Origin of the sequence: Streptomyces sp. NBC_00094 (assembly GCF_026343125.1) — a bacterium.
GTDB lineage: Bacteria > Actinomycetota > Actinomycetes > Streptomycetales > Streptomycetaceae > Streptomyces.
In genome coordinates this window covers 24,267-42,358 of sequence record NZ_JAPEMB010000002.1, presented here as the reverse complement: position 1 = coordinate 42,358, position 18,092 = coordinate 24,267, and the positions used below count along the sequence as shown (strand labels likewise).

The window sequence follows — 18,092 nt, the reverse complement described above, 5'->3', positions numbered from 1 at the left end:
TCGTTCAGCTTAGTGCTTTGCCTGTCCGCTGATGACGGGTGTGGTGTTCCCGTTCGTTAATGCCTGAGGCCCGCAGAGGGAAGGTTGAACCGGTCGGCCGAGACGCTCTGGCGACCCGGCGCAGGGGAGGCCAGCCCAGCTGGTGGGTCACTCAGCTCGAGGCGCACAGCCTGCGGCCGGACCGCATCATCAAGCCGTATGAGACCACCGGACGAGCTCACCGCTCTGCAGCGCCGGATGGACGCCCCGGGTATCGGTGGCGGCTACGCTCGACTGCTGGACCACCCTGCCGAAAGACCCGCTGGTTCTCATGCTCAGTTCGATGAACCCGACCGCCTTGACGAACGTCTCTCCGCCCTCCCCACCCTCGCCTACGCCTTCCGGTACTTCCGGCTGGGGGAGCTCGACGCCTGTGTATCACCCTGCCCCAGATCGAGCAGATTCACCGATGTCAGTGCTCAGGGGTAGCGTCGATGCAGCGTGGACGGCAACCACCACGTCGCATCCGCACAGACAGAAGTGATCCGTTCCATGACCTCGTACGCCTTCAAGCTGTCCTTCTCGCAGATTCAGCTGTTCCGAATGCGGCATCAGCCGGATCCGGGGAATCATCTGCCCCGACTGCGGCCGCCGTCCCCAGCCGTGGGAGATCGACACGGCTGGCCGTGCACGCCGTGAGGCTGCTGCTGAGGCGCGGAAGCTGCTGGCGCAGCCCGTCACCCCACTGTCCAACGGCCCACTCGGAGTCCCCGAGACCCTGCATGCTGCTCTCTTCAAGCGCCTCGCAACATGGTGCAGCGGCTTCTTCACGGCAGTAGCAGAAGCAGCACAGGCCACCGAGCATGGAGCGGCAGACCTCAAGGCCCGCGTCGTCGAGTTCACGGAACTGCGTGCCATGGTGCACAACACCGACGCCAGACGCCCACTGAAAGTGCTGCTCACCACCCTGCGTGAGCTGGTTGCCGAGCTGACCTCGATGATCGACGCCTACCTCGCCGCCCTGCTGGCCTCCACCCCCCTGCAAGCACAGAAACACGGGGCACAGGCCCAAAGCCACCACGACCGTGCCGCAGAACTCATCAAGACAGCCAACACTACGGCCGACGGAGCGCAACTTCTGTCCGCCGAGCGGGACACCGCGCGGATCCAGACGATCCTGCTGGCCCGCGCACTGCGCACCTATCAAGTGCCCGATCTGCTGGCCCTTGACGCAGCAGCCCGGGACCAGCTTCAGGGCGTCACCGGCTCACGAGGCGTCGACGGCTCTGGAGTCATGTTCGCCATCGGGCAGGCCCTGGCCCAGAGCATCTTCGACCCGGAGCGCTTCCGTGAGGTCATGCGCCTCGCCTATGACGTGTTCCGCTCCAACCCCGAGGTCTTGCGGACGCTGGCACAAGAACCGTTCTTCGAAGGCGACTTCAAGCGGGCCCTCCACGAGCTTTTCGACGGATCGATGGAAGCAGTCCACGCCGTCGACCACGCCACTCACTCCCGGCAGGCCGGCCGAGCTCTGCTCGGCATCGCGATGGCCCAGGTCGAAGGACCGGGCCAGGTCATCGCCTCTGCCCTCCTGTTGGCCTGCGGCCGTAAATCGGCCGCCTACACGAACCTGCGGCACAAGAACGCCACCGAGCTCATCACCGCAGCGCAGCAGGAACCAGCCCTGCACGGCCTCCTCGACGGGCTGGACAACGACCTGCGTACCGGCCGTGCCCATGCTCTGGTCCACTACGGCGACGCCGGTGTAGTCATCGAGCGGAAGAAGAACACCCGCACCGTGGTGTGGCGCGACGTCATCGACGGTGTCTTCCAGGGCTATGAAAGCATCCACGCCTGCCAGTTGGCGCTGTGGCAGGCAATGGGCGAGCTCGGGTTCACCAACTTCGCCACCGAAGACCTGTGGGAGGCGCTGGGCCTCACCCCTGAGCAGATGATCACTGTGATGCTGGAGAACTCCAGCTACCGGGACATCGCCGTCACACCAGGGGAGAGGCACTGGAAGGTGGAGGCCCGGACAGAATCCACACCTGCGCTCCCCACTCACCTGGGCCTCATCCGCCCCTACCTGCCAGCCCACGTGGACGAGCTCAGTTTCACCGTGCACCAGAGAGACGAAGTCCACACACTGGCCGGCCCCCTCGCTCCCTGGCACGAAGTGGCGACAGCACCCCAGGACAGCGAGGCGAAAATGATGGCCTACTTCCGCGCCCAGCTCTCATGGACATACGACAACGCCCCCGTCCTCTCCACCCACCACGTGCGCCGATGGACCGCCCTGCAAGCCGCGCAAACCATGGACCAGGCACCCGCAGAAGCGATCACCCGCCTCCGCAGCTTCCGCGATCTGGCAAAGTTCGCAGGCGATGACGAGCTCGCCTGGGCGCTCACCGGAGTCATCCGGTACAAGCGCCTCGGGAAGTCGTCGTCCCGGGCAACAGTAGAACTGTCTCGGATGCGTTCCTGGTGCAGCCTTCCGGCCGTACTTCCCGAGTGGCTCTGAACCCGAGACACCAAACACAGGCACTCGCCGCCCGCAGCGCCGCCACAGCGAGGCCGGGTGCCCCACCCGACCGGCCCTGCGGCTGGCCTCACCCCCGGGCCGGCTGCGGGACGTTGGGCGTTCTGCAGGAGATCACTAAGCTCATGTGGCAAGGTCCGAGACTGATACAGCCTGGGGAGTTACGAAGGAGGGCCGATGAGCGTTCCCTCTGCGTGGGATCTGCCTGGCCACAGCGAGCAGCCCGCGGCTGGCCAGCCCGCCATCCAACAGATCATCGACGATCACCGGCTCAGGTCCGCATACCTCAGGAGTCTCACCCGCGCGCTGACCGCACCGGACGGAGCATGGCCGACTGCCCCCGTGCCCCGGGTGATCATCCAGTTCTGGGACGACCCCCACAGTGTTCCTGCCGACGTGGCGCAGTGCATGAGGAGCTGGTCGGCACTCGAACGCCAGGGCTTTCGGCGGAAGGTTTACGGGGACGACTCCGCCCGTGCGTTCATCCGCTCCGCTCACACACCAGCGCACGTCGCAGCCTTCGACGCCTGCCCGCATCCGGCGATGCGCAGCGACTACTTCCGGCTGTGCTACCTCGCGCAACGCGGAGGCTTCTACGTGGACGCCGACGACGCCTACCAAGGTGCCGACTGGAAGCACCTCTTTCGTGACTCCCGGCTCAGGGTGCAGGCACTGTGCTACGACACCGCGACCGACACGATGGTCGACGCCCACCACGCGGCAACTACCGATGTGGATCCAGACACCTGGATCCACTACATCAACAACAACCCGATCATCGCGCCAGCCCATCACCCTGTCATCGAAGCCGCGCTGGAAGCAAGCACCCGCGCGATCCTCTCCCACGGTGGCGGACCAATCGACATCCAGTCCATGACGGGCCCAGGAAACCTCACTGCCGCACTGGCCCAGTACGCCTACGACAAACAGCAACAGAAGCAGCCCGTCGACGTCGAGATCCTCTCCAACTGGGATCACGTAGCCATCAGCCGATGGCCACTGAGCTACCGCAGTGATGAAAGGAACTGGCGACTATGGCAGCAGTCTTAGCTGCCCCTGCCTCCCATAGACAGGCACCCGTAGTTCCCAGAGCCCGACGGAAGCACCCTTCACCCCATGAACCTCGCATCCCTCAAAGGCCTGCGCCACACACTGCGAGCGCAGACCCAGTACCGCACCCGACGGCTGCCCGCGCGTCGTACCACCAGCGCGTTCTCCCGCCAAACCGCGCACACCACCATCGGGCGCATCTACGTCATCAATCTCGACCGTGCACAGGAACGCTGGGCCATGGTCAACCGCGAGCTCGCCAGATTTCATGACCAGCACGGCAACCCGCTCAGCACCCTCACGCGCCGCTTCGCGGCGATCGACGCCCGTCACCTACAGGGCCCGCCCCCGCCTGCACTCCTCGAGCCCACCTATACCCTGGCCGAGCAGCTCCTGGTCGACCCCCATCCCCACCTGGACATCGACGCGGCAGCACACGCTACCCGCATCGCCATGACAGCACAGGAGATCGCGGTCGCCCTCTCACACATCGAGGTCTGGAAACTCATCGCCGATGGTGACGCGCCGCACGTCCTCGTCCTCGAAGACGATGCATACATCACCCGTGCGTGCATGCCGCTGCTGGAACGCGCATGGAAGGAACTCCGCGCCGAGCACACCCGCGGACGAGATGTGGACCTGCTGTACCTGTCCTACCAGGAGACCCGCCCAGCACAGCGCAGACGGTCACGCGCCGCACCCGCGCTCGTGACCCCCACCAGTGGCCTGTGGCAGCTGTCCGGCTACGTCCTGTCCCGCGAGGCAGCCCGCAAGCTCGTCGACCGCCTGCCGGCGCACGGTCCCATCGACCTGTGGATCAACCTGCAGTTCCCCGACCTCACCGTGCGGATGACACCCCGGCCCGTCATCGAGCAGCGCCCCGGCATCGCCTCAAGCAACTCCTACTCGGTCATGCCTGTCCTGGCCAAGGTAGGCGCGATCCGCCGGGAGAAGCCTCAGCTTCCCCGGCGCCAGCCTCTCAAGCACCCCGTCATCGTCGTCGGCGAACCAGGAAGCGGCCTGTCCGCGACCGCCACCGCGCTATCCGTTCTTGGACTGCGCTGTATCAGCGACCTCACCTCCCTGCCCGCCAGGGAAAGGGAAGCACTCCTGCGCAAGAGCCAAAGACGGCTGTTCGATGCCTACGTCAACATCGGCTCACTCCACCCCAGCGAAGTCGGACGCGTCCTAGCCAGCACAAAGGCACGCCTCATCGTCACGACCTCGGCTGCACCGGCACCCCGTGCCCAGATCCGCGGTCCGTGGGCCAGCCTGCTGTCCAGCCTGAACAGCGACAGATACCTGATCCTTGCCGCGGACGACCCGGATCCCTGGGAACGACTGGCCCGCTTCCTCGGCCAGGACTACCCCTCCCACCCCTGGCCCCGAACGCCCGACCAAGGACAACGGCATCTCACGCAGCGCCACCGGTCACCCGAGTCCCTGGTACGTCCCCAGCCTCGCATGGCATGGGACACCTCCCCGTGGATCATCGAACACCCCGCATGGTCCGGGCTCATGCGCCTGCCTTTGACACCGGCCCAAGAGACCACTGCCATCAGCCACGACAACAGCCTGGCCGCACCACAGCCCCTCACAGTCGCGGCCTGGCACGCCGAGACGATGCCAGCGTTCGACAACACCGACTGGTACCTGCGGAACGACACCTTCCCCGGCAACCAGGCCCTCTTCCGCCCCGGAAACACCACCCTGCATCACCCAGGGCCAGCTCTACTCACCCTGCGGCATGAACCGAGCAAGGTCCGCAACCTCACCGCAGCGGCCATCGCCACCCGCCGCTCCTACCTCTACGGCACGTTCGCTGCCCGGCTACGCGTGCCCTCCGGCTCAGGCCTGGTCTCCGGACTGTTCCTGCACCGCAACGGTCCGCGTCAGGAGATCGACATCGAGTTCCTCGGCCGGGACACCACCCGCATGCTCGTCAACGTCTTCTACAACCCGGGGGCCCCCGGAACGAAGCTTGAATACGGCTACCGAGGCACCCCCCTGCTCGTCGACCTCGGCTTTGACGCCTCAAAAAACTTCCATGACTACGCAATCGAGTGGGGACCGGACTGCATCCGCTGGCGCGTCGACGGCACCGTCGTCCACGAACGACATCTGTGGGACCCAACCCCCATCCCTGACCAGCCCATGGAATTCAACCTCAACCTTTGGAACAGCGTGTCCACCGAATTCGCCGGCCCTCTCCCTCCCCACGTACTGCCCGCAACCCTCGAAGTCACATCCCTCGAAGTGCGCCGCTGAAACCGCCCCGGCCGGTGCCCGCCCGATCAGCGTTCCCGGCTCAACACCCTCAGAAGCAACCAAGGCCGCCTAGGATGCCGATGAACTGCTCGTCCTCCAGGACGAGAAGCAAGCGGCCGTATCCGTCGCCAGGCCCGTAGTCTCATGCCCCATACAGCCTGGAACGCATCCGGGAGACCCGGGCCACGAAGTCACCGTAGACACGCCGCCGCGGCTCCACGGCCTGCAGCAGATGGGCCGACTGCAGCTGGCCCGCCATCAAGACCTGCTGGCTCCTGCGAGACCACCAGCCGCGTAGCAGCGCCTCTACGCCAGCCACTGCGGAAGCCAAGATCACACAAGTGGGCAACGCTGGCTCAAGCGGAAGCCTCCTCGGCGAGGTACCGGCGTTCAGCCGGCCAGACAACGACATCCACCTCGGACGGTCCGTCAGCCAGTACGCAGTGCCCCGACCGCGTGGGCACCGCTACGAGAGGCCGGGCCTGGACTTCCAGTTTGACCGTGTCGATGACGCCGTGGGCGGCGGAGTCGAAGACTTCCAGGCTCACACCCGCACGGGGTGCCCCACGATCAGCCGAGTCCTCGGTCCAGCCCGCCACGGTATGCGCGGCAGCCCACCGGAACATCGCGGACTGCCCGGGGCGAAGAACATGCTCCCGGAACAGGTAACTGCGATCGCTGCGCCACTCGGACGCCACCGGCGGAACCTCGACCCGTCCATCGGGCAACAGGGGAGACGCACCAGCGATGAACTCGCCGTCACCGACGATACGGACCCTTGCCGTGGACCGCCCTTCGTTGGTCACCACGCTGCGTACCTCGAACCACATCAGCTGATCGGAGCGTTCAGGAAAGACGAACTCCTCACGCCCCACCTCGGCCGAGGCGTGGTATGTCATCGACTCAAACAGTCGATGCCTTTCCTCGGCAACGAGATCAGGAGTGATGAAGGGGGGCCATCTGGGTCGCTCGGCCAGTACCACTACGCGTGCGACCTGCTCATCGATCCGGGCCCGCGCCGCCTCACGGACCGACATATGAGCTGCCCCTGCCGCGCTCACCGCAGCGTCGCTTGACTGCTGGGCCGACTCGACCTGCCTCTTGAGAGCCCGTAGCTGAATCAGACCGAACCACACCAGAGTGACCGTGGCTATCGCGGCCAGCGTGGTGCCGAGATCAGCAGCATCTTGAAGATTCACAGGCGCACTCTGGCACAGCGGACTGACAATGCCAGGGCCACGCAGTCACGGCTGCCCCTTCCCGCCCAGTACGCCAGGATGGGGCACTCTCGCCGGGCACGGCAGCCCCTGCCCGTGCTCCCCGGGACCGAGTCAGGATCATGCCGGGGCCGCTACCAAGGTGTGCTCGGCGTGCCGTCTGCCTCCAGCCCACACCGCGCCAACTGCTCCTCCTCGAGCGGTGAATGACGATGAAGCAGTCGGGCGAGGTCGTGCACCACGGTCAGTCCTCGACGTCGATGCCGTAGTCGATGGCGAGGCCTGCCAGGCCAGTGTCATACCCCTGGCCGACAGCGCGTGTCTTCCACCCGCCGTCGTAGCGGTACAGCTCTACCGTGACGACGACAGTCTCACCAGAGGTGAAAGGTGCCGGCGTGAAGGACAGCCGGGTTCCGGACGGCTGGGCGATATCGACTCGCCACGTAGCGCGCTGGTCGAACACGGCAGCAGGCTGCGCTTCGAGATCGATGCTGGCCACGACGGCAATCGTCGTGACGTCACCGGGAACCTGCTCCAGGTCCGCGGTGACGGTGCTGCCGCCGACAGCCACACCATCATGGCTGGGATGGTTGTAGAAGACGAGGTCGCTGTCGCTGCGGACCTTTCCGTCGCAGGAAAGGAGCACTGCGGACACGTCGACAGGTGCCCCGGTCGTGGTGAGTTCTACGGTCGTCGCCTCCGTCCGAAGGAAGGCGTTGGCACCCTTGGCGAGAGGGGGGCTGTTCAGGGCCCGGACAGAATCCGCGGGGACTGCGACGGCGGGGCAGTGGCCAGACACAGCCGCACCCCTCGTGAGTGTCGTCAGCACGCGCTGGAGGATCGGCCAGCCCTCGTCCTCCTCCCCGGGCCACGGCCAGGCAAGCCGATGTGCCCCGAACTGCTTCGCCGTCGGGGGCTGTCCGAGTGCCTCCTGGAGCTGCAGGTAGCGAAGGCTTTCGGTGGCCAGACGATCCAGCTGCCACTGCCGACGTGCCTCTTCGGGCTTGTGCGCCAAAGTGTCTTGGACAACTGGCTCGCCGCCGAGTTCCTGATACATCCGTCGGGCGAAGTCGTAGCCGTCGTCGCCCTCCAGTAGACGCGCGGGCCGGGCCTGCTGTGAGGGTGCCGGCTCGCCGATCACCGTGTAGAGCGCGCCGAGGTCTCCGCCCGTCCAGCGGTTGGCTGCTTGCGTGGCGAACCGGGCGAACTGGATCAGGGTGGGTGGCCGACCCTTGGCGGCGACATGGCGGTGATGCTGGTGGGCGACTTCCTCCAGCTCGCAGCGCCAGCGGTGCTCAACGTACGCATCGAGATGATTGTGCGCCCACTGACGCCGGTGGCGGGTTATAAGGTCCCGTACCTGCTCGAACCCGTCCCGGCGTACTCCACGGCCCATGCTGGTGGTGAAGGTGAGAGTGCCGTAGTCGGTCTCGACGGTACTGCCCCGGCTGTCAGTGATCTCTTTCTCTGGCCCCAGCTGCTGCTCGGCAGCACCCAGCTCCTCGAAGAGTGCGGGGTCGACCGGGTATCCGGCGGCCTGCAGGGCGGCCAAGGGCTGCTGGTAGTAGCGCTCGATCCCGGACAGTGTGGTGCGAGACATGGGACCTTCGCAGCAGAACCATGCGGTCAGGCCAACACCGTGCCAGAACTCAGCCGCAGGCCCGAGAGCCTCGGCCATCGTCAAGTGCGGCCTCGGATTGCTGACGATGCTGCCAGGGTGACGCGGCAGTGTGACCGTCTCCCACAGCCGGCTCACCTTCTCACGGATCTCCGCAGGCAGTAGGTGTGCATACAGCTGCGGCGTGAAGCCCTGCACGGTGCGGGACACGCTCATAAGATCCTGGTCGACCAGCCCCCACAACGGCACCATGCCCGGCTTCTGCAGGGCATGTGCCTCGTCGAACGCGGCCCACCAGTCACGCAAGGCCGCAGAGCGCTCCTCCACAGGAGAAAGAGACGTCCCACCGCCCATGAAGGCCGCGAGCATGGCATGGAGCTCGCTCTCGGGGATACCCGCCTCAGCAGCCGTGTTGGCTGCCTGGGACGACATGCCCACATAGAGACGCGTTTCAGGAAGCGCGATGATCACTTCCTCGTCCGGATGCGGTGGGGCATGAAGATAGTCCAGCACCGCCAGCCAGTCGCCGGCGAAGTAGCCGGAGACAACCGGCTGCAGCGCCCGCGTGAGCACCCGGCGCGCCAGAGCGGTGCCCGTCTTGGCCTTCTTGGCGAACGCGGACATCAAACCCTGCAGCATCAGCATGCGGTGGCGCGCGGCCAGCTGAACCGGATCAACCGCAGCCAGGGCATCCAGCAGCCGCAGACGCGCCTGCTGCTGACCGGCCCGGTCCAGCAGATGCCACCCGCCACCGAACCGAAACGCCTCCAGCGCACCACTGTCGATGCCCAGCGACCGATACCGGTCCTTAACGGCAGACCACAGCTGCCGCTGCTCCTCACGCGTCCCCGCCGGACCCGCCGCCCGCACCCGCACAGGTTCCAGCAGCGTCTCGAACAACGGCACCAGCAACGCCCACAGCAAGACCGCGTCCGCCCCCTCCACCACATTGAGACGGGCAGTGTCATCCCCTGCCAGGGTCACCGCGTAGGCGGGGCGTGCGCGCAGCAGATGCGACAGATTGACCACTCCCGCCTTCAGGGACATCTTCTGCGGAACGAACCAGGCGCCACGCCGCTGCTGCTCCTGCACCCTGAACGCCTCGCCACACCAAGCCCGCTCCTGAGCTGTGAGGACTGCGACCTCGACGCTGTCCGACGACTGAGCACTGCCAGGCGTAACCGTCACCAATGGTCGGCCGCTGAGCGCGAGGGATAGCAACCGGCCAACCATCGCGTCGAGGTCAGTGAACCGCTGCTGCTGCCCGACAGCGGCCTCCAACCCAAGCGCCGCATCGGGGCTGCATTCCAACGCAGACCGCCACCAGCGCGCCGTCGTGTCACTGGCCACCGGACAGCCTCCTCATGTACCCGACGAACTGCTCGAACGGCACAGGCGTCGCCGTGCCCTGCACGTAGGCGGCATAGCGCTGGGCCATCAGCTGCATTTCCCGCTCAGCACGTCGCGCCTCCACCCGATCCACATCGTGCACGACACGCTGCTCGACACGCCCCTGCTCATACAGCACGAACGCGTCCACCCCTCCCGGCCCGGCCACCCCCGGGTCATCACCGTCACCAGCGAGGAGCTCCTCCACGGCGGAAGCATCGATCGGGGTGGTTGAGAGCAGCAGATCGGGGTCCATATCGTTGTCCGCGCACATGGCCTCCAGATGCTCTTCCAGGCCCAGCTCGGCATGACAGACCACATCCAGGTACTGCTGCTCCGCAGCAACCCCGGGATGCCGCAGAACACGGACGCCGCGGCCGATGAACTGGTAGAACTCCCCGAAACTGCCGTATGGGCGGATCGGAACAACCACGGTGACCGGCGGGAAGTCGTAGCCCTGCCCGAGCATCCGCAGCTGCACGATGCCCTGAAGATCTCCCGCATCCGACTCGAAGCGCCGCCTCGTGGAGGCAATCGCCCCAGACGGCATGCTGTGGTGCAGCGTGGCGCACGGGATGCCACACTCCTCGGCGATCCGCGCGATCTGCTCCGCGTGAGCCTGCCCCATCGCCGAGAAAAGCACCCGGGGCTTGATAGGTGCCAGCAGCTTGGCCTGAGCGTCCAGACACGCCCGGGTCACGGCCATCACCTGCCGGATCGGAGCCTCGGACTGTGCAGTGATCCGAGCCATCTTCCGCTCGTCACCCAGCGCCTCCAGCAGCGCGTCCCGGCCCACGATCTGCTCACGCCGGCCGTCCGGCCACACCGCCTCGTACAAGGTCGACGTCACATCAGGCGCGAACCGATGTACCCGCAGATTCTTCGCCGAGCCGTCCGCGACGGAATCCACCAGACGGTAGCGGTAGACCACAGCGGCATCGATCGGCTTGCCGTCCAGCCGCTTGAAGCACGCCGACATCAGCAGCGTCCGAGCATCCCGGAAGTGCGCGAACAGCCGCTGGTACGAGGCACTGGCCGCGATGTGAGCCTCGTCGACGACGATGAAGTCCACGTCCTCCGGCTGCAGCTTGGCCAACAGATCCGTCTCCGCCTTGCCGCTGCCGAGCGAATGGAAATTCGTGACCAGCACATCAGCGGCCAGCAGCCGCTCCCTACTGACCTGACTGATCTGACCATCCTGCGCGTCCAGGACAAGCGTGGCCGGCGGCGCCGTACCCGGCAGCAGCGGCCCACCGGAAAGCCCATACAGAGCATTGCCCGGCATCCCCGGATCGAGCGCCTTGGCAAACGTGCCCCGGATAACCGATCCGGGCGTCACCACCAACGCCCTGCGCCTGGTAAACGACAACGCAGCCGCCACACCCAGCGCCGTCTTGCCCGCCCCGACCGCCATCACCGCCACCGCGTGCCGACCGCCGGAAGCGTAGTAGTTCGCCAATGCCGCCAACGCCTCGTCCTGACACGCCCGCAACGGCGACCTGTCCATCCGGGCACGAGCACCAGCGAAATACTCCCCGCCCGGCAGTAGTTCGGCCCGAAGCGGTGGATCGGCTGCTCGCATCGGATCACCCGCCATATCGGGTACCTCGACTCGCGGCACAGCTGTCACCAACGGCGCCAACAAGGGATCCTGCATCAGCAGCGCCTGCAACTGAGCAACACAGCGAGCTGTATCCGTGCGCACCGCATCGTAGGAGAAACGCAGCACAGTCAGACCGCTGGCCGCCAGGTCGTTCTGCCGTAGCCGGTCATACGTGAACGCCGCCCGATCACTGTGAAAGGCAAACCCGTCCAGCTCGACCGCAAGCCGCAGACTCTCACCAGCGATCAGGTAGTCCAGCCGATAGTTACGCTCACCGACGCTGATCGGAAACTGGCTGTGCACCCGCGGCACGACCGCCGCATCGACCGCCGGCGTCAGCACCCACCGCACAAACGCCTCCTCCAAAAACGAGGAAGCGGGGATCACCTGCTCCAGCCCACCACTCACACCGGTCCGCCTTCGGCCTCAGCGGCAAACGCGCGCGTCTTCTCCGACAGCCGCGCCACCGCCTCCTCACCCTGCTTGAACCGCGCAAGCCGCCGCGCCAGCGCGAGAGCCTCTCCGAAAGCCCCCTCACGTTCCAGGAGACTTACCAAACGAGGCACCGACGAGACCCGAACGAACGTGGCTTCACCGCCGGAAACCTCGAAGTCGAAGGACACTGCCTGCGGGGCAGCCTCCATCAGCTGCAGATCCAGCCGGGCGAAGTCCTCAACCAGCCGCAGGCCATCAGGATCGGAACGGCGCTCCGACCAGAACCGGTCAACCGCAGTCTGCAGAACGAAGTGATAGTCCATCGCAGAACCCGGAAGCTCCAACGCTTCCCAGACCCGTGCGGCCAACTCCCCGCCCCGCGCCTCGAACGGCACATGCCGACTGGCCGGCGTCGCAGACGTGCTTCCTGCTGCCGTCGGCCACATCGGCTCGCCGTACCTCTCGTCCGGGCGATCCTTCGCGCCTGGCAGCATCTTGCGGACCACCCCCGGGCTGCCGCTGAAAGCAATGCCGGGAATCGCAGCCATGCGCTCCACCCAGGCACCCATAATCCCCACCCCAGTACGCGTCGAGCGGACGACGATCAGACGATCATATGTGTGTCGCTGACCAGAGCCTTGGCAGTGTCAGGGCAGCTCACTACCGGCAGACAAAGCGGCGAGCCCGAAGCCTCTCAGGAGGACGGCCAAGGCAGCAGCAGAACTGTCCCAGATGGAACCCCCAGCGCAGCCTTTCGCCCGTAACCCACAAGTGGTTTTGAACCCAAGGTCACATAGACGAGCCAGCCACCCACAGTCCGCGCCCGCGCTATGGCCAAAGCGAAGCCGACTACTCCAGCAGGCCCAGGAGACCGGCTTTCGACGGACTCATCCCAGCCGAAGCCCAGCGCCGACGAGGTCGCCCGACTCCGCCGTCGCTCCAGGAACTGTCCTGATGTAACCGTCGAGCCGCACGCCTCACGGTAAGTCTGTGCCAACCCGCCTACTGAAAGGACACCGAGGAAACGATGCGAGACGACTCCCGCTCAGTGCCGCTCACACCGGAGGAACGCTGGGGCGAGCGGGGCTTGTACGGAGCCCGCGGCATGTCCGGCGGTGAAGCACTGGCACGCCAGCTCGACGACCGGGCCGGCAGGCGGCTTCCCTCGGTGAACACCTCGCGCGGACTGGCGATCAGGCTGTGCTACCTCACCTGGGACAACCGAGGCGATCAATGGTTACGCAGAGCCGGGATCACCGCCACAGACCAGACCATCGCCCGATGGAAGAGCGGACAGCAGCGCCCTGGGCCGGCCAACCTGAAGAAGATCGACTGGGCGTTCTGGACATGCCGCCGCACTCATCTGACCGAGTACTACAAGCGGCGCCTCTGGGATGACGGCCGCGGCACGCGCATCGAGATCCACCCGGTCGACCAGGAACAGGTAGAGCCCAGCCGGCGCAGGGAGCTCCGCGTGCGCCGCATCAACGTACGGAGGCAATGGGCGGCCATCGTGGACGCCTGGAGCAGCAACGACTACGCCGCACTCGATGACCTGTGGCAGTCGATCGTTCACGACCTCGGATCAGACCACAGCGCGTACAGCTATGTAGCCCACCTTGGATTCGGCGTCTGAATCCCTGCTGACGAACAGCCGGGAAAGCCGACCGCGTGACAGCCCCCACTCAAACCCAGCCCGATGGGCCTTGTCCCGACTCGACGAGCTCAGAAGCAACGAAGGCGTCCAAGGCCCATCCCGCTCTTCCCGCCGTTCTGCCCCTGACGTAGGCCCCGGACCCACCCACGCGCGATGCCCCTCCGAGACACTCACCAAGCTGCCCCGTCCCTGCCCTAGCATCGTGCGTACGGCGTATCGGGGCTCCCTCAAAGGGAACGCACAGCCTTTGAGGAGTGACAGATGGACACGGCCAGGCCGGGTGCGCTCGGCGGAGCGAGCAACGAGGCAGGTGCCAGTCACCGGTCTGGGATCGCGGCGCTCATCGCCGTCTATGGGTTGTTGGGGGAGGCGGTCCCATGGCTCCGCTCCGACGCTATGCCCGTGAAGCTGCGCATGGAAGCAGATCTTCACGTCGACGATGTCGTTGTTGACCTTGCTGACGGCACGACGGCATTCATGCAGGCCAAGCTTTCCCCCACTCCGGCAGCCTTCACCTCGACCGTCGACCAGTGGTGCCGGGCTGTCGAATCCGGAGAGTGCCGCAAGGGCGACGAACTGCTCTTCGTCGTCACCAGAACCGACGATCTGCTGGCCCGCACTGCACAGGCTCTCGCGACCTACCAGAGCGGCGCGTCGCTGACCGCACCAGCCGTCAAACGGCTCGACGCGCTGCGTAAACTGGCAGCCGCGCACGGCCTGGACCATGCCGGCACGGAACGGCTCCTGGCCGCGGCGAAGGTGATCGCCTTGGACGCCCGGGACAACGGCCCCGACGAGGCCCTGGGCGCGGCCTGCCTGAACGCGGCCGTCGTCCCGGCAGGACACGGTCGGACAGCCTTCCGCGCCATGAAGGCAGCGGTGTGAGGCCAGGCCGAGCAGCGCACCGCATCCCACGTGACACAGTGGCGCGCCTGGGTTTCCGACGCGAAGCTTCCCCTGATCGCAGACGAGGCAGGCGCACAAGCCGCCCGGCTCCAAGCCAGGGACCAGGCACTGACCGAGTACCGGGAGAAGTGGGCAGCCGACCAGGACACCCTGCCGCTTGCCGACCTCGGCCGCGGACTGACATCGATGACCGTCCCCGGAGCCACTCGACACCTCCAAGCCAAGACTCCCGGCCAAGGCCCCGGCCGCAGCAGGCTTGCCGATACCGTCCGTCGCCAAGGCCGTCTCTTCCTCGTCGGAGCCCCCGGCTCGGGAAAAACCGTCGCCTCACGTCTCCTCACCGCGCACTGGGCCGGACACCCCCATGCCCCCGTCCCCGTGTGGCTGCCGATGAAAGACCTGGTCCCGCTTCTGCCTTCGGCCGGCCCCTACCTGCTCCACCCCGCCGACCTGGTCCGCGCAGCCGTGGGCACCACCAACCCCCTGCTTGCACAGGCACTCGTCTCACAGATCGATGCAGGCGAAGCACTCATCGTTCTCGACGCCCTCGACGAAGTCCACGAGCGTCAGGACGCAGTAGTTGAAGCAGTCGCCGCCTTGATCAGCCAGCTGCCCGCCGACTGCGACGTGGTCGTCACCTCCCGGTACTCCTCCCAGCAAGCGGCCGCCCGCCTCGGCCTTCCCCTCTACGAGCTCCGCCCTCCCAACGACCTGAGCGGCACTCTCGACCGCCTCCTGGACACCGTCGCAGAGCGAGCCGCCCACCCTTCCGATCATCCCAACCCGCGCGAAGCCCTCCGCAGCCGCGTCGAACGCTCCCGCCGCGCCGAACCAGCCCTGTGGAACGTGCCGCTTCTGGCCACACTGATGGTGCTGCTCATCGCGGAACGCCCGGACGCCGTCATGCCAGGCAACCGGGCTCGTCTTCTCAATGAAGTAATCGACAGCAGTGTCCGTGGATGGGAGATGCGCCGCTCCTCAAAGACCCTGCCCGATACCGATCCCCAGCTGACCGCCGACATCCTGATCGACTGCTTCGACGACATTGCACACGCCATCAACCCCTCCGGCTCGGCAACCTGGCATAACGCCCACCAGGCCGTCAGCGCCCGCCTCCAACAGCACTGGGGCAAACCGGCAGGTACGGCCGCGACCATGGCACGCCACATCCTGGAGTACTGGGACGCAACTGCCGGTGTATTCATCACCGACACGCACCAGGGAAACCTCACAGCCCGCACACGCCTGTTCGCCGAGATTGGCGATGCACGCTGGGCCACACGCCACCCGGATCACATGACCGGGTGGATGCAGACCACCTTCGAAGACCCCGAACGCCGGGAAACCGCCCGGCTCGCCGCAAGCCTCTCCCCACATGCCGCAGACGCCCTCATCCAGCAGGCGCTCCACACAGGCGGAACAGCACTCGACTTGGTGCACGACGCGCTCACCGACGGAACTGTCTTCGACGACAACGCACTCCACACATACCGCGACGCCCAGCTCGCCCGCCTCCAGACACTCCAGCCCAGTCACCCAGAGGCAGCCGAAGACGACGGCGTCTTCCACCTCTACACCGGAGGATCCCCGCGCGCCGAACTCGCAGCCCGTCTCGCGGATGAAGACCTCGACGCCACCCAAACCCAGCAGCTCACCGACACCGCAGAAACCCTGGGGCCCGAGCAGAAGGCCGTCATCACCGCCCTGCGGGCACAGCGACAGGCCACCAGACGGGGCAGCGAACCCATCGAGAGCGAACTCGACACCATCGAAGCCGGCCTTGCCGCCGCGGCAACCATCACCTCAGTTCGTGAACCTGGGATCGCCGGAACCGACTCACTCGCTCGTTTCGCCGTCGAGCACGTCCTGGCTGCACGGCCCGGCATCCTGCCTCACCTGATCGCAACCACCCACCACGTCACCCTAGACACCTTCGAGTGGCTGGAAACAGAACTGCCCCGGCTCGGGTACCACGGAGCGATTGCTGCCGTCCTCACCGAGGCGACCGGGAACTTCCTGGCCACCTTCAGCGACTCGTACAAGAAGATGGCTGTTCCCTTCGAGTTCCTGGCAGCGCTGAACACCACCGCCACGCAGCTCACCCCAGCTCAGGCCTGGCACCTGAATGAGGCCGCCGCTCTCACTTCCGCCCTCAGGATGAAGGCCCAGCCGATGAGGGTCGTCGCGGACGCTGTCACACACCACGCCGACCTGACGCAGAGCGCCTTCCGGCTGATCGCCGAGGCCAGCGGCCTGGATAGTGCACTGGCCGGCGCGCAACTCCGCAGCCTGCGCGACGAGGATCCTCAGAACCCGGACTGGGGGCTGCTCTACCTGCCCAGCACCCGCACACCCACACCCCAGCTCCACCTTGAGAGGATCGACTCCAACCTCGTCATCGATACGCTCAACACCGGCAACCCTTGGCTCACGTACCTTGCCCTGCTGCTCACTGCAGCCACCGTCACTCCGCCAACGGACCTCGCAGAACGCGCGCTCGCGGCACTGCCTAACCTCACGGCGTTCGACCGCATGAACACCGCCGCCCTCCTCACCCACCGGTGGCCGGGCCTGGCCCTGCCGACAGACGATCCACTGGTCAGGGCCGGAGCCGCACGTGTCACCGCCGCCGCACTCAGCCATAGCCGTCAGCACCACAAGGCCCGATACCTCCTGGCCGACCCAGATCTGCTCGTACGGCACACCGCAGCACAGGAACTACACGCTCCATCGCCTGACAACCTGCCCGCCCTCGAGACAGCCCTGCTGTCTCCGGCACTGCAATGGACCTGCAAGACATGCGGTGCCACCAGACCCGTGGACGCTGGCACCTGCCCGCAGAAGCATCCCAAGCCCATCCCCCGACTTCCCTGACACGCGTGGCATCACGCTGTGAAGAGGCCGCTGGCTTTGCTGGGCAGAACGGCTGCTCCTACTACAACACCCATTCCCGGGGCCGGTTGGACGCAGCTACGCCGCGTGTCATCGTCGTCAACATGGACAAAGCAGGCAGCGCCAGCCTCGTGACGTCTCCCCGGAATACCCTGGCTACGCGTCCAGCGATGGTCACCGATTCACCGTGGCGATGCATGCTGACTTGCCCGTGCACCCGTGCATGCCTGGAGGCGTGCCCCCACTCTTCGACCTGGCCCAGTTCCTGAGGGAGCCGAATTCGTTCCGGTAGATGACATCGACCGCTGTCTCCTCTTCGAAGCACGAGGTTACGGCGAACGTGCCCCATGAGCAGGAGCAGCCACCCATACCTGGACAACGACGCCGCAGACGGGTGGCACTCCCTGCGGAATCAGATTTGGTCTTGGCGCTGATCATCAGCGCCCCCTGTTCCTGCGGGCCATCACGGTGAGGGGAGCTTGTCGATCGGCACAGCCAGAACGTCAGGCAGAAGTTGGACGGCGAGGCTGACGTTCTCA

10 protein-coding genes are annotated in these 18,092 nt (G+C 66.2%); 6 read left to right on the top strand and 4 right to left on the bottom strand.

Features of this window, described 5'->3' with window-relative positions:
* Positions 1-895: 895 nt before the first annotated feature.
* The 3 genes from OG580_RS36030 to OG580_RS36020 all read left to right on the top strand — a co-directional run bounded on the left by OG580_RS36030 (position 896) and on the right by OG580_RS36020 (position 5,836).
* Positions 896-2,500 carry a hypothetical protein gene (locus OG580_RS36030; protein WP_267048274.1) on the top strand — a complete coding sequence of 535 codons (1,605 nt, stop codon included), beginning with the start codon at positions 896-898 and terminating at the stop codon, positions 2,498-2,500.
* Between the two features lie 195 nt (positions 2,501-2,695).
* On the top strand, positions 2,696-3,568 hold the full coding sequence (locus OG580_RS36025) for a glycosyltransferase family 32 protein (RefSeq protein WP_267048273.1): 873 nt from the start codon (positions 2,696-2,698) through the stop codon (positions 3,566-3,568).
* Positions 3,569-3,634: 66 nt separating this feature from the next.
* Positions 3,635-5,836: a family 16 glycosylhydrolase gene (locus OG580_RS36020; RefSeq protein ID WP_267048272.1), complete on the top strand. Its 2,202-nt coding sequence runs from the start codon at positions 3,635-3,637 to the stop codon at positions 5,834-5,836.
* A 356-nt stretch (positions 5,837-6,192) separates the two neighbouring features.
* Here OG580_RS36020 and OG580_RS36015 read toward each other — a convergent pair whose 3' ends face one another.
* The 4 genes from OG580_RS36015 to OG580_RS36000 all read right to left on the bottom strand — a co-directional run bounded on the left by OG580_RS36015 (position 6,193) and on the right by OG580_RS36000 (position 12,646).
* The gene (locus OG580_RS36015; RefSeq protein WP_267048271.1) at positions 6,193-7,035 is read right to left on the bottom strand and encodes a hypothetical protein; all 843 of its coding nucleotides are present in this window, start codon (positions 7,033-7,035) and stop codon (positions 6,193-6,195) included.
* A gap of 262 nt (positions 7,036-7,297) precedes the next feature.
* Positions 7,298-10,021 (bottom strand): TerD family protein, encoded by a 2,724-nt coding sequence (locus OG580_RS36010; protein ID WP_267048270.1) that lies wholly within the window; start codon positions 10,019-10,021, stop codon positions 7,298-7,300.
* On the bottom strand, positions 10,011-12,071 hold the full coding sequence (locus OG580_RS36005; RefSeq protein WP_267048269.1) for a DEAD/DEAH box helicase family protein: 2,061 nt from the start codon (positions 12,069-12,071) through the stop codon (positions 10,011-10,013). Before OG580_RS36005 ends, OG580_RS36010 begins: the two co-directional genes overlap by 11 nt.
* Positions 12,068-12,646: a hypothetical protein gene (locus OG580_RS36000; RefSeq protein ID WP_267048268.1), complete on the bottom strand. Its 579-nt coding sequence runs from the start codon at positions 12,644-12,646 to the stop codon at positions 12,068-12,070. The genes OG580_RS36005 and OG580_RS36000 overlap by 4 nt, the downstream gene beginning before the upstream one ends.
* Before the next feature lie 557 nt (positions 12,647-13,203).
* On the opposite strand from OG580_RS36000, the gene OG580_RS35995 reads away from it, so the two are divergent.
* From OG580_RS35995 to OG580_RS35985, 3 genes are all read left to right on the top strand, one after another.
* Positions 13,204-13,734: a transcriptional regulator gene (locus tag OG580_RS35995; protein ID WP_267048267.1), complete on the top strand. Its 531-nt coding sequence runs from the start codon at positions 13,204-13,206 to the stop codon at positions 13,732-13,734.
* 423 nt (positions 13,735-14,157) lie between these two features.
* Positions 14,158-14,640 (top strand): hypothetical protein, encoded by a 483-nt coding sequence (locus OG580_RS35990; protein ID WP_267048266.1) that lies wholly within the window; start codon positions 14,158-14,160, stop codon positions 14,638-14,640.
* Positions 14,641-14,670: 30 nt separating this feature from the next.
* On the top strand, positions 14,671-17,535 hold the full coding sequence (locus OG580_RS35985) for an NACHT domain-containing NTPase (RefSeq protein WP_267048265.1): 2,865 nt from the start codon (positions 14,671-14,673) through the stop codon (positions 17,533-17,535).
* Positions 17,536-18,092 lie beyond the last annotated feature (557 nt).

Coding starts and splice junctions, on each gene's coding strand:
- OG580_RS36030 (WP_267048274.1), top strand. CDS start 896: ATGGTGCACAACACCGACGCCAGACGCCCACTGAAAGTGCTGCTCACC.
- OG580_RS36025 (WP_267048273.1), top strand. CDS start 2,696: ATGAGCGTTCCCTCTGCGTGGGATCTGCCTGGCCACAGCGAGCAGCCC.
- OG580_RS36020 (WP_267048272.1), top strand. CDS start 3,635: ATGAACCTCGCATCCCTCAAAGGCCTGCGCCACACACTGCGAGCGCAG.
- OG580_RS36000 (WP_267048268.1), bottom strand. CDS start 12,646: ATGGCTGCGATTCCCGGCATTGCTTTCAGCGGCAGCCCGGGGGTGGTC.
- OG580_RS35995 (WP_267048267.1), top strand. CDS start 13,204: ATGTCCGGCGGTGAAGCACTGGCACGCCAGCTCGACGACCGGGCCGGC.